The organism is Cryptosporangium aurantiacum (assembly GCF_900143005.1).
GTDB classification, from domain to species: Bacteria; Actinomycetota; Actinomycetes; order Mycobacteriales; family Cryptosporangiaceae; genus Cryptosporangium; species Cryptosporangium aurantiacum.
On the sequence record NZ_FRCS01000006.1, the window covers coordinates 68994 to 81351 of the forward strand.

11 protein-coding genes are annotated in these 12358 nt (G+C 71.4%); 4 read left to right on the top strand and 7 right to left on the bottom strand.

The features are described 5' to 3' along the window. Nucleotides 1–2 precede the first annotated feature (2 nt). From BUB75_RS20845 to BUB75_RS20855, 3 genes are read right to left on the bottom strand one after another with little or no spacing between them, the layout of a single operon-like run. Nucleotides 3–1121 carry an LLM class flavin-dependent oxidoreductase gene (locus BUB75_RS20845; RefSeq protein ID WP_073259305.1) on the bottom strand — a complete coding sequence of 373 codons (1119 nt, stop codon included), beginning with the start codon at nt 1119–1121 and terminating at the stop codon, nt 3–5. After that, entirely contained in the window at nt 1121–2506 is a 1386-nt protein-coding gene (locus BUB75_RS20850; RefSeq protein WP_073259307.1) for a phytoene desaturase family protein, read from the bottom strand. Before BUB75_RS20850 ends, BUB75_RS20845 begins: the two co-directional genes overlap by 1 nt. A gap of 42 nt (nt 2507–2548) precedes the next feature. Next, nucleotides 2549–3007, bottom strand: a complete 459-nt coding sequence (locus BUB75_RS20855) for a MarR family winged helix-turn-helix transcriptional regulator (protein ID WP_073259309.1) — start codon at nt 3005–3007, stop codon at nt 2549–2551. Nucleotides 3008–3071: 64 nt separating this feature from the next. On the opposite strand from BUB75_RS20855, the gene BUB75_RS20860 reads away from it, so the two are divergent. Genes BUB75_RS20860 through BUB75_RS20870 form a run of 3 tightly spaced genes read left to right on the top strand, consistent with a single transcriptional unit; the run spans nt 3072 to nt 6285 of the window. Continuing rightward, complete coding sequence (locus tag BUB75_RS20860; protein ID WP_073259310.1) at nt 3072–4103, top strand: LLM class flavin-dependent oxidoreductase; 1032 nt, start codon at nt 3072–3074, stop codon at nt 4101–4103. Further along, nucleotides 4100–4747, top strand: a complete 648-nt coding sequence (locus BUB75_RS20865) for an NADPH-dependent F420 reductase (RefSeq protein WP_073259312.1) — start codon at nt 4100–4102, stop codon at nt 4745–4747. The genes BUB75_RS20860 and BUB75_RS20865 overlap by 4 nt, the downstream gene beginning before the upstream one ends. Before the next feature lie 5 nt (nt 4748–4752). Beyond that, on the top strand, nt 4753–6285 hold the full coding sequence (locus BUB75_RS20870) for a class I adenylate-forming enzyme family protein (protein ID WP_218617674.1): 1533 nt from the start codon (nt 4753–4755) through the stop codon (nt 6283–6285). 75 nt (nt 6286–6360) lie between these two features. Here the strand turns inward: BUB75_RS20870 and BUB75_RS20875 are convergent, their stop codons facing one another. Then, entirely contained in the window at nt 6361–7314 is a 954-nt protein-coding gene (locus BUB75_RS20875; RefSeq protein WP_073259316.1) for an NAD(P)-dependent alcohol dehydrogenase, read from the bottom strand. 37 nt (nt 7315–7351) lie between these two features. Here BUB75_RS20875 and BUB75_RS20880 point away from each other — a divergent pair, with 37 nt between their 5' ends. Next, complete coding sequence (locus tag BUB75_RS20880) at nt 7352–8203, top strand: SDR family NAD(P)-dependent oxidoreductase (protein ID WP_073259317.1); 852 nt, start codon at nt 7352–7354, stop codon at nt 8201–8203. Here BUB75_RS20880 and BUB75_RS20885 read toward each other — a convergent pair. The 3 genes from BUB75_RS20885 to BUB75_RS20895 all read right to left on the bottom strand — a co-directional run bounded on the left by BUB75_RS20885 (nt 8193) and on the right by BUB75_RS20895 (nt 12340). Continuing rightward, nucleotides 8193–9638 (bottom strand): Nramp family divalent metal transporter, encoded by a 1446-nt coding sequence (locus BUB75_RS20885; protein ID WP_073259319.1) that lies wholly within the window; start codon nt 9636–9638, stop codon nt 8193–8195. The two genes, BUB75_RS20880 and BUB75_RS20885, sit on opposite strands and share 11 nt — an antisense overlap. Nucleotides 9639–9666: 28 nt before the next feature. Continuing rightward, nucleotides 9667–10953, bottom strand: coding sequence for an alpha-hydroxy acid oxidase (locus tag BUB75_RS20890; RefSeq protein ID WP_073259321.1), 1287 nt, complete (start codon nt 10951–10953; stop codon nt 9667–9669). 130 nt (nt 10954–11083) lie between these two features. Continuing rightward, nucleotides 11084–12340, bottom strand: coding sequence for a BtrH N-terminal domain-containing protein (locus tag BUB75_RS20895; RefSeq protein ID WP_218617675.1), 1257 nt, complete (start codon nt 12338–12340; stop codon nt 11084–11086). Between the last annotated feature and the right edge of the window lie 18 nt (nt 12341–12358).

The window sequence follows — 12358 nt, forward strand, 5'->3', positions numbered from 1 at the left end:
AGTTACGCGAGCCGCTGCTTCAGCTCCGCCATGGCCCCGAACGACCACTTCGCCAGCGACGGATCGCCGAACGCGGTGATGTTCCACATCACGAGGTGACGCAGGCCGTTCGCGCGGTACTCGGCCAGTTCCTCGGCGACCTGCGCCGGCGTGCCGCAGAACGCGTAGTGCCGTACGACCTGGGGCGGGATCGCCGCGATGATCCGCAGCGACTCGGCGCGGTCGATCGTCGTCGGAATGAAATCGTGGAACCCGGAGCCGTGCGGGCCACCCTCGAGTGGCGGAGCCACTCCCAGGTCGCGGAAGACCTGCGCGGGCAACAGGACGCAGAGGGCCCGCACGAGCGGGGCCTCGGTGAGCCGGCGCACGGTCTCGGCGTCCGGGCCCATCAGCACGTAGCCGAGCATGCCGGGCGTGAGGCCGGCCGGGTCGCGCCCGGCGTCCTGTGCCGCCTGGTTGATGACGGTCAGCGACTTGCCGTACTCCGGCGCGGTCATCTTCGTCGGCAGCCAGCCGTCGGCCTTGGTGCCGGTGAGCCGCAGCATCCGCGGTCCGTGGGCGGCCGTCCAGATCTCCGGCGGCCGGTCGCCGTAGGGCCGTAAGCCGAGCACCGCCTTCTCCAGCGTGTGGAACGTCCCCCGGTAGTCGACCGGGCCGTCGGAGTCCCAGAGCAGGCGCATCACGTCGATGCCCTCGGAGAGCCGCGCGACGGGCTTGTCGAACTCCATCCCGTACGGGGTGACGTTCAGCTTCTCGCCGCTCCCCAGGCCGAGGATCGCCCGGCCCTTGGTGACGTGGTCGAGCGTGAGCGCGCTGGCCGCGGCCATCGCCGGGTTGCGGCGGATGAGGTCGGTGACGACGACCCCGACCTTGATCCGCTCGGTCTGCGCACCGACGACGCCCATCATGATCAGCGGGTCGAAGTACGTGTGCGGGTTGTCCTGCACGCGCGCCAGCGGCGTCAGGTCCGGCGTCCACATCGTGTCGGGGTGCCAGCCCATCAGGTGGTCGGGCCACCACACCGCGTCGAACCCGTCGGCCTCGGCGCGCCGCGCGAACCGGACGGCCGCGTCGGCGGGCGGCATGATCTGCCCGGGAACCCCGAGCTGGAGGCGTTCCATCAGTATCGCCATCCGTCGCCGAAGGTGGTGAGACGTCGGCCCAGGTAGTCCTCGACGCAGGTCAGCGCGGCACGGGCCGCGCGGTCGGTGCCGACGCCACGGCTGCGGAACGTCTCGCTGGCGAACCACAGGCCGTCGACGTTCGGGGCGCGCCAGTGCGGCCGGTAGCGCCCGACCAGCCCGGGCATCTGGATCACGCCGAACGACGGCTCGAAGACGAGGTGGCGACGCCGCCAGACCGCGTTCGCGAACCCCGGCCACATCGTCGTGAGGTCGCGCTCGAACGCCTCCATCGTGGCCCGGCACCACTCCCGGTCCCGGCCCTTGGCGCCGGGGATGATCGCCCCCATGACGTGCAGGTGGGTCCCGGGCGGCGAGCACGACGGGTCCATCGCGGACTGGTCGAACATGAACCCGGAGCAGGACGTCGACGGCGTGGCGGTCCACGTCGCCAGCTCGCGCGGATCGAACCGGGTGACCGGCTCCTCGGTCGCGAGGTAGAGGCCGAGCCAGGCGATGCGGAACTTGTCCTGCGCGAGGAACTCGATCTGCGACGCGTACCACTCGGGTAACGCGCTGCGCGGCACGACGTTCAGGACGGTCCAGACCGGCAGCGTGGAGATGACCGCCGGCGCCTCCAGGATCTCCTCCTCGAAGAACTCGTTCGGCATCACCCGCGGCTGCCGGCCGATCGCGACGCCCTTGACCTCGCCGTTCTCGATCACGACGCGCTCGACCGAGGTCCCGAGCCGCAGTTCACCGCCGTGCTCGACGAGCGCGTCGGCGAGGTCGCGCCACAGGCCGTCCCAGCCCTGCCCCGGCCAGAACGAGTACGCGGCGGTGTTGCGCTCCTCGAAGTGCATCTTGCGGACGTAGAGGTTGTCGCTCGCGGAGTGGTCGTACCAGTTGTCGGTCATGCATTCGAGGACGGAGATGAACTCGAACAGGTCGACCACACCCTGGTCGTCGGTGTACTGCCGGATCCACTCCCGCAGCGAACGGTCGTCCCAGTCGTCGAGCGCCTCGTACGGGGTGTTGACCAGGGCCTTGATGACCTTTTTGAGCTCGGTCCGGTCGGTGTAGCGGTCCCGGATCGAGCCCCAGCCGGCCCCGTTCTGCCAGATCGGCATGTCGTTGCTGACCTCGCCGTGGACCAGTTCCTTGCCCACGTGCTCGAAGACCTTGGTCAGGCCGGAGCCGCCGTCCTCCACGAGGTGCCCGCCGAGGTTGACGGTGAACCCCTCGTCCGGCACGGCCATCGCGCGTCCCCCGAGGTGCGGGCTGCGGTCGAGGACCACCACCCGCCGCCCCTCCTTGGCCAGCAGCGCGCCCGCGGTCAGCCCGGCGGCGCCCGCTCCGATCACCACCACGTCGTAGGTCGGCATGGGATCACGATCGACCACCCACGCTATTTCGTCAAACGGTTGTTAGATAGATTTGTCCAAGCGCGCACGGAGGGCTGCGGCGACGTCGCGGGCCGCGTCGAGTTGCTCCGGCGTGAGCGCGTCGACGAACAGTTCCCGGATGACCTTGAAGTGCGGGACCGTGGCCGCCCGGAACGCGTCGGCGCCGACGCGTTCCAGCACGACGTCGGCGCCACGGTTGTCGGTCGGAGACGATTCGCGCCGGATCAGCCCGCGACGCTCCATCCGGCCGAGGTGGTGCGAGAGCCGGCTCCGCTCCCAGCCGACGGCGGTGGCCAGGTCGGACGAGCGGAGCCGGTTGCCGTCGGCCTCGCTCAGCGCCAGCAGCACGCCGTAGTCACCCGGCGAGAGTCCGGTGTCGCGGTGGAGCCGGGCACCGACGGCCGTGCGCAGCGCCTCGGTGGTCTCGAGAAAATCCCGCCAGACGGCCAGCTCCTCGCGCGTCGGCAATCGTCTGGGCATAACCGTGACCCCTTCCGCGTTTGATTGACACGTCAATCATAGCGACGCAGGGAGAACCACAGCCATGACCGAGTTCGAGATGGGCCTCGACACGTTCGGCGACGTTCCGGCGGACGACGACGGCCTGCTGGTTTCCCACGGCCGGGCGATCCGGCAGGTGGTCGACGAGGCCGTGCTCGCCGACGAGCTGGGCGTGGACGTGATCGCGCTCGGCGAGCACCACCGGCCGGAGTACTCGATCTCCACCCCGGAGACCGTCCTCGCCGGGATCGCCACCCGCACGCAGCGCATCAAGCTCGCGTCCGGCGTGACCGTGCTCAGCTCCGACGACCCGGTCCGCGTGTTCCAGCGCTTCGCCACCGTCGACGCGCTCTCGCAGGGCCGCGCCCAGGTGATCCTGGGGCGCGGGTCGTTCACCGAGTCGTTCCCGCTGTTCGGCTACGACCTGAGCGACTACGACGTGCTGTTCGAGGAGAAACTCGACCTGTTCGCGAAACTCCTGGACGAGGAGCCGGTCACCTGGGACGGCACCACCCGCGCGGCGCTGACCGACGCGGACGTGTTCCCCAAGACCGAGTCCGGGCACCTGGACACGTGGGTCGGCGTCGGTGGTTCGCCGCAGTCGGTCGTGCGCACGGCCCGGTACGGGCTGCCGCTGATGCTCGCGATCATCGGCGGGCCCGCCGCCCGGTTCGCCCCGTACATCGAGCTGTACCGCCGGGCCGCCGAGCAGCTCGGCACGGTCGCGCACCCCGTCGGCATGCACTCCCCCGGCTTCGTCGCCGACACCGACGAGGAGGCGAAGGAGCTGTTCTACCCGGCCTACAAGGTGCAGCGCGACCGGATCGGCGCCCTGCGCGGCTGGCCGCCGCTGCAGCGCGCCGAGTACGACGCCGAGGTCGAGAACGGTTCGCTCTACATCGGAGCGCCCGAGACCGTCGCCCGCCGGATCGCGGCCGCGGTGAAGACGCTCGGCGTCGGACGCTTCGACATGATCTACACCGCCGGTGCGCAGACGATCAGCGCCCGGACGCGAGCCGTCGAGCTCTACGGCGCGAAGGTCATGCCGATGGTTCGCGAGCTGGTGGCGGAGTGACCACCATCGGCATCCTCGGAGCCGGCAAGGTCGGCACCGTCCTGGCCCGGCTGGCCCTCGCCGCCGGCTACGACGTGCTGATCGCCGGCTCCGGCGATCCGTCGAAGATCGCGTTGATCGTCGACGTCCTGGTGCCCGGCGCTACGGTCGTGCGCGCCGCCGAAGCGGCGGAGCGTGCGGACGTGGTCATCCTGGCGCTGCCGCTCGGTAAGTACCGGACCGTTCCGGTGGACGCCCTGCGCGGCAAGCTCGTCGTCGACGCGATGAACTACTGGTGGGAGATCGACGGCGTCCGCGAGGACCTCACCGACCCGCGGACGTCGTCCAGCGAGATCGTGCAGGCGTATCTGCCGGACTCGCGGGTCGTGAAGGCGTTCAACCACATGGGCTACCACGACCTCGACGGGGAGGCGCGGACCGCGGGCGCGCCCGGGCGCAAGGCGATCGCGATCGCCGGTGATTCGGACGCCGACGTGGCCGCGGTCGCCGCGCTGGTCGACGCGCTGGGCTTCGATCCGGTGGTGGCCGGGCCACTCGCGGGGGGGGTGCGGATGCAGCCCGGTACCGAGGTGTTCGGCGCCAACGTCGACGCGGACCGAGTTCGGGCGATGCTCTCCCGCGTCACAGTGAACAAAGTATATTAGATACGGTGGAGACTGCCGCGTTTCAGTTCGCCGGCCAGGACATCCCCTGGCTGCTCGCCGGATGGGCCGCACGTCAGCCGGACAAGACGTTCCTGATCTGGGCACCGCACTCCGGCCCCGGCCGGAGCTGGACCTACGCCGAGTTCTGGGCCGACGTCCGCCGGGTAGCGGCCGGGCTGGCGGAGCGCGGCATCACCCCCGGCGACAAGGTCCTGCTGCACGCGGACAACTGCCCGGAGGGTCTGCTCACCTGGTACGCCTGCGCGACGCTCGGCGCGGTGACCGTCACGACGAACACCCGCAGCGCGCCGGACGAGGTCACTTACTTCGCGGAGAAGACCGGCTGCGTCGCGGCGGTCACCCAGCCCGAGTACGCGGACCTGGTCACCGCGGCCGCACCGGACCTGAAGTGGATCGCGGTCACCGACGCGTTCGAGGCCCTGTACGGCGACCCGGACACGCTGCCGGCCCGGGAGGCGGACCCGCTCGCGCCCGCCGGGATCCTGTTCACCTCGGGGACGACGTCGCGCCCGAAGGCCGTCGTGCACACCCACGCCAACGCACTCTGGGCCGCCCGCATCGCCCCCAGCACCCTACGGATGACGGCGGCCGACACCTACCTCGTCTACCTGCCGTTCTTCCATGTCAACGCGCAGAGCTGGTCGATCTGGACGACGCTCGGCGCCGGCGGGACGATCGTGCTGCAGCCGAAGTTCTCCACGTCCCGGTTCTGGGACGTCGTCACCGCCCACCGCGTCACGCACATCTCGCTGCTGCCGTTCGTGCTCAACGCGATCCTCGGGCAGCAGCCCCCGGCCGCCCACACGCTCAAGGCCGGGGTGTTCGGCGCGGTGATCCCCGAGCTCGACGCCGCGCTGGGGTTCTCGGTGCTGCCCGCGTTCGGCATGACCGAGACCGTCACGCCGGCGATCACGGCCGGTCCGGGGCTGCCGCCCGCGCCGCGGTCGATGGGCCGGTCGACGCCCGGCTACGAGACGCTGATCGTCGATCCGGAGACCGGTGAGGTGTGCGCCGACGGGCGCCCCGGTGAGCTGCGCATCCGCGGCACCCGGGGCGTCGCGCTGTTCGCCGAGTACTACGACGATCCGGCGGCCACCGCGAAGAGTTTCACCGACGACGGCTGGTTCCGCACCGGCGACATCGTCCGGCTCGGTGAGACCGGCGACCTCGTCTACTGCGAGCGTGACTCCGACCTGCTCAAGGTCGGTGGGGAGAACGTCTCCGCGCGCGAGGTCGAGGACGTCTGCCGCCAGGTGCCCGGCGTCGCCGACGTGGCGGTCGTCGGCGGCCCGCACCCGATGCTCGACGAGGTGCCCGTCGCGTTCGTCATCCTGCGGCCGGACGCGGCCGACTCGGGTGACATCGGAGCCGCCGTGATCGACCGCTGCCGGGAGGCTCTCGCCGACTTCAAGGTGCCCCGCGCCGTGCACGTCGTCGATGAGTTTCCCCGCGCCACGCTCGACAAGGTCGCCAAGAACCAGCTCCGTGACCGGGCCAGGGAGCTCGCCGCGCACTAGCCCTCGGGAGGACCGGATGCTCGATTCGAAGATCGTCGGCGGACCACGGCCGGGCCGCCTGCTGCGCGGAGCGCGTTAGCTTTGGGTCACGACCACCTTGCCGAGGGCCCGGCCCTCGCCCACCTCGGCCAGCGCTTCCGGCACCTCGTCCAGGCCGAACGTCCGGCCGATGTGGATGCGGAGGTCACCCGCGACGCAGAGGTCGGCCACCGGGGTGAAGTGCGCCGGTCCCTCCTTGACGGCGAGCACGCCCAGCCGCCGCCGAGTGAGGCGGCCGGCCACAAACCCGACGGTCAGGACGCGCAGCAGCGTCGGCACCGACCCGCCGACGCACCGATACCTGCCGCCGGGGGCCAGCGCCCGGCGGTAGGCGAACACCGACTTGGTCGCGACCAGGTCGAGGATGAGGTCGTACGGGCCGCGGCGGGTGAAGTCCTCCCGGCGGTAGTCGAGCACCTCGTCCGCGCCGACCGACCGCATGAAGTCCAGCTTGTGAGCGTTGTCGACGCCGGTCACGTGCGCGCCCGCGCGCTTGGCGAGCTGGATCGCCCACGCTCCCGAACCACCGCCCGCGCCGTTGATCAGGACGCGGGCTCCGGCGGCGGCGCCGTCGGTGCCCTGCAGTGCGATCACGCCCGCCTGCGGAATCGTCGACGCTTCGGCGAACGTCAGCGCCGCGGGCTTGGGCGCCAGCGCCGACTCGGGAGCGATCGCATACTCGGCGAAGCCGCCCTTGAGCGCCAGGTTGTCGCCATACACCTCGTCGCCGTGCCGGAACGCGGTGACGTCCGGCCCGACCGCCTCGACCCGGCCGGCGATGTCCGAGCCGAGTACGCGCCGGGCCGGAGCGCGCAGCCCGCCGATCCGGGAGTACAGCGGCGAGCCGCGCAGCGTCTCCCAGTCGCTCAGGTTGAGCGAGGTGGCGGCCACCTTGACGAGCACCTGCCCGGCGCCGGGAACCGGCTCGGGAATCTCCTCGATCCGCAGCTCGTCCGGGAGCCCGTACCTGTCGTAGACGACCGCGCGCATGTCCCCATCATGGTGCTGCCGTAAAGGAGCGGAACCCGTGACCGACCTGACGACGAAGTACGGCAGCTGGGTCCTGGTGGCCGGCGCGTCCGCGGGCCTGGGCGCCGCGTTCGCGGAGAGCGCGGCGAAACGCGGGCTGAACCTCGTGCTCGCCGCGCGCCGCGCGACCGTGCTGGAGGAGCGCGCGCGGGAGTTCGGAGCACGGTACGGCGTGCGAACCCGCGTCGTTCCGGTCGACTTGGGCGACGAGGACGCGGCGGACCGGCTGCTGGTCGCGACCGACGACCTCGACCTGGGCATCGTGATCTACAACGCGGCCGCCGAACCGGCCGGTCTGTTCCTGGACGCCGACCGCGAGGACCTCCGGACGAACCTCGCGGTCAACTGCTGGACGCCGACGCTGCTCGCCCAGGGGCTGGGGCGGCGGTTCCGCGATCGGCGCCGGGGCGCGCTCGCACTGGTCAGCTCGATGGCCGCGCAGCAGGGCATCGCCCGGTTCGCCGCCTACGGTGCCGCGAAGTCGTACGAGCTGATCCTCGCCGAGAGCCTGTGGGACGAGTGGCGCGAGTTCGGCGTCGACGCGCTGGCGTACATCGTCGGCGCCACCGCCAGCACCGGCTTCCGGGGCGCTGCCCCGGGGGCCTACCGCGACAACCCCGACCTGTCCGAGGGCGCGTCGCGGATCCTCGTCCCGGCCTCTCCGGAGGACGTCGCCGAACGCCTCTACGACCGGTTCCACCTCGGTCCCCGGCAGTACTCGCACGACGCGGACGAGGAGAAGACCCGCGCCGACGCGACGAAGAGCCGCGCCGACGTCGTCACCGCGATGGGCCTGGTGACCGCCGGGCTGGCCCGCTTCCACCCCGGCGCCTCCCGGCTCAGCCGTTGAACAGCTCCCGCAGCTGCTGGTTGAAGGTCAGCACGGACAACACGCCGAACAGCAGGAACGCCCAGATCAGCGCCGCGACCCGCACCGCGCCCGGACGGATCTCCACCGGCAGCACCCGTCGGTTGATCACGAGCAGCAGCGCCGAGTACATGAACATCATCAGCCCGCCGGTGACCGCCGAGATGACGAGCAGGATCAGCGGCTGGGTGAGCCCGGACAGCAGGACGATGACACCGATCGTCACCAGGCCCCAGACCAGCGCGAAGTAGATCCTGCTCTCGTTCGTCGTCTTCAGGTACGCGGTCCGCAGGACGTCGGCGCCCAGCCGGCTGGTGTAGTCGACGATTCCGAGCGCCGCGGCGAACAGCGAGAAGGCACCGATGATCCAGAAGAACGTGCCGAACCAGCCGCCGACGGACTCGTTGAGGACGTCACCCTCCGCTTCCAGGAACGAGATGTCGCTGCTCAGCCCTTCCCGGCCGTAGACGGTGGCGTAGGCCAGCAGCGAGGTGAAGAAGATCGTGAGGAAGCTGATCAGCACGAACGTGCTGAGCTGCTCGAGGTTGGCGAACCGCCACCAGCGCCGCCACCGGTCGAGGTGCTCGGGTGTGGGCTCGAAGACGTAGCCGGTCGACGGCGCGGCCTCCGGGTGGCCGGTGACCGGGCTGACGATCCGCGGGACGTACGAGCCCATGCCGAAGCCCTTGTCCCGGATCCAGTTGCTCTGGCACAGGTTCTGGCCGCCTCCGGCGCCGGCGAACGCCAGCGCCCCGAGCAGCAGCGCGAACCCGAGCTCCTCGTGGGGCACCCCCGCCTCGGTGATGATCTGGTAGCTGTCGGCCCAGGCCGTGGCCCCGATCGCGGCGAACGCGGCGACGACGATGAGCAGCAGGACGGCCGCGACCTTGACCATCTCGATCTTCTCGAGCGCCTGGTAGACGACCGGAGCCATGGTCAGGACGGCGCCGATCAGGACCAGGATGCCGATCGCGATCGCGGTCGAACTGCCACCGACGAGGTACGTGATCAGGGTGGCCGAGCTGGTGGCCCAGCCCGGCCAGATGTTGGCGAAGTAGGCCATGATCGCGAAGACCAGACCCCAGTGCCGCCAGTACCGGCTGAAGCCGGTGAGCGCGGTCTCCCCCGTCGCGAGCGTGTACCGCTCGATCTCCATGTTGAGGAAGTACTGGGTGGCCAGGCCCACGAACGCTGCCCAGACGAACACCAGCCCGACCTGGGACGCGATGTACGGATAGAGGATGAACTCACCGCTGGCCATGCCGACGCCGGCGGCGATGATCCCCGGCCCGATGACCCGCCGGAAGTTCGCCGGTGGCTCGGGCAGCTCCCGGACCTCGGGGGCGGCCAGGTACTTGGTCGGGAACCGGTCCACCACCGAGGTGCGGCTTCCTCCGGTCGAAGGGACGCTGACCATGGGTCCTCCTTCATCCGTGCGCTGTCGGTCAGACCGCGACGTGCGGGTGGTCGCCTGCTCCCTGCGGGGTAAAGGCCACGTGCCGGCCGGAGAGGTCCTCGCTGCGCCGCACGCCGAGCAGCTGCATCGACCGCTGGTACTCCTCGGCGAGGAGCTCGTAGGCCCGGAGCACGCCGTCCCGGCCGCCGGCCATGAGCCCGTAGAGGTAGGCGCGGCCGATCATCACCGCGTCCGCTCCGAGCGCCCGGGCGGCGACGATGTCCTGTCCGTGCAGGACACCGCCGTCGATGAGCACGGTCGCCTCCGGCCCGACCTCGGCCCGGATGGCCGGCAGCACGTCGAGGGTCGCCGCCGTGCGGTCCAGCTGCCGCCCGCCGTGGTTCGAGACCACGACGCCGTTCGCGCCGTGCTCCATCACCTCGCGCGCCGAGGCGGGTGTCGTCACGCCCTTGACGACGAGGTCGCCCCGCCAGCGCCGGCGTAACCAGGCCAACGAGTCCAGGTCCAGGCCCGGGTCGAACATCAGGCTCGCGACCTCGGCCGGTGTCGGGTTGCCCGGGACGACCTCGGCGAGCGAGGCGAACGTCATCCCTCCGGTGGTCAGCTTGTTGAACCACCACGCCGGAAAGCGGGACATGTTCAGCACGGTTCGGGCCGTCAGCGTCGGCGGGATCGTGAGGCCGTTGACGACGTCCCGCAGGCGCATCCCGGACACCGTCGTATCGACGGTCAGCAGGATCGTCGAGTACCCCGCTGCCTCGGCCCGCACGATCAGGTCCTCGTTCACCCGCGGGTCGGCGGTGAGGAACAGCTGGAACCACAGGTCGCCGTCGGGCGCTGCGGCGCGCACGTCCTCGATCGACGTCGTGCCCACCGTGGACAGCGCGTAGGGCACGCCGACGTGCTGGGCCACCGCGGCGACGGCCGCCTCACCGTGGTGGTGCATCATCCGCGTGTAGCCGGTGGGAGCGAACACCAGCGGTAAGGCGATGCGCCGTCCCCGGAGTACGACGCTCGGATCAGGCTCGGCGACCGAGCGCAGGGCGTCCGGGGAAAACGTGACCCGCCGGTACGCGGCGACGTTCCGCGCCGCGGTGATCTCTTCCTCCGCCGCGCCGTCCACGTAGTCGAAGACCGCCCGCGGGGTCGTGCGCCGAGCCACCTCGCGCAGTTCGCGGACCGAGTGCGCGTGCTCCAGCCTGCGCTTCACCCGGTTCAGTCGCGGCTTGCGGAACTGCGCGACCGCACGCAGCTCCGACCAGGTCGGTGACCGTCGGACGGTCCTGACCGGCGGGAGTGGTGCCCGGTTGCTCACCGTCTCTCCTCCCGTCGGGCGGGGCGGACGCGGAGCTGCTCGGCAAGGGGTGAGTTGAGTTCCACTTCCCCCTCGGGGGCGGTCCGAAACGGGACGGCACAGGCGTCCGGCGAACGCCTGTGCCGATCGTCTACAGCGTGCCCAGCACCCGCACCGCGTCGGCCTCGGCTGCGTGCACCGCACGCAGCCGTTCGGCCAGCGCACCGAGGTCCGGCGCCACGGGTGGCCGCCGGTCCAGCTCGGCCCGGAGCGCCCACAGCTCGGCCGCGGCGTCCGCCCGGAGGCCCGCGCCGTCGTCGCCCAGTGCCACGCCCTCGGCGACCGCGGCTTCCAGGTCGCGCAGGCGCGCGTACTCCGGAACGTCGGCGGGCAGCGCGGCGTCCGCGAACGCGTGCCACCGCCGGCCGGACTCCCGGAACGCCTCCGCCGCCTCTGCTGCCCGCTCGCCGAGCAGCGGCGTCGCCTCGTCGAGGAAGTCCGCGTACAAGCCGCGCAGGTGACCACCGGTCATGCCGACCGGCTCGACCGCCTCCCACACGGTGAGCAGCGCGGTGGCCAGGCCACGGCCGTCGGCGAAGACGGTCGGCCAGCCCTTGGCGTTGCGCCGGTCGGTGAGCAGCTTGGCCCACTTCTGCCAGGCCGGGATCGCAAACGACGTGGAGGTACCGCCCAGCTGCTCGGCGCACTGCCGCACCGCCTCGCCCACCAGGTCGGCGAGCTTCTCCGGCGCGGTCGCCCCCTCGACGACGACCATGCGGTTCCGGTACGAGCTGACCCGCGCCCTCGCCCGGTGCAGCACGTCGGCCGGGACAGTCAGCGGGCGGGTGTTGCGATCGTCGAGGCGGATTCCCGCCTCGGTCGCCGCGTAGGCGACCACCGAGTGCCCGCCGTGCGCCTCGAGGTGCGCGGGCAGCTGCCAGTAGCCGACCAGGTGCCGGTCGGGGACGACGATGGCCGGTTCACCGGCCGCGAGCGCCGCGTCCAAGGCGGCTGCCGCGCCCTTCGCTCCGGCCGTGGTGTGTACCCGGTATTCGGCGCCGAGCCGGTCGAGCACCCGGTCGGTCCAGTCGAGGTAGTTCCACCGGTGCCGGAACCCCAGCGTGAGATGGGTGGTGTCGTGCGCGGCGAACTCCCAGAGAATGTACCCGGCGCCGAGGCCGCCACCGAGGCCGAGGACCATGGCCTCGGACAGCTCCACGCCCCGGCGGGCGAGCACGTGCGCCACCGCGGCGGTGTCCGGGTGCAGCCCGCCCCGCAGCGTCCAGCCGTGGTCGGTGCCGGGTCGCTCGGCGTCACCCACCACGTGGCGGCGCGCCACGGAGTACCGCTCGCCGGTCCGGGCCATCCGCGCGCGGATGCGGGCCTTGAGGTGCTTCTGCTCGGTCATCGCTATCCCGTCCGGTCA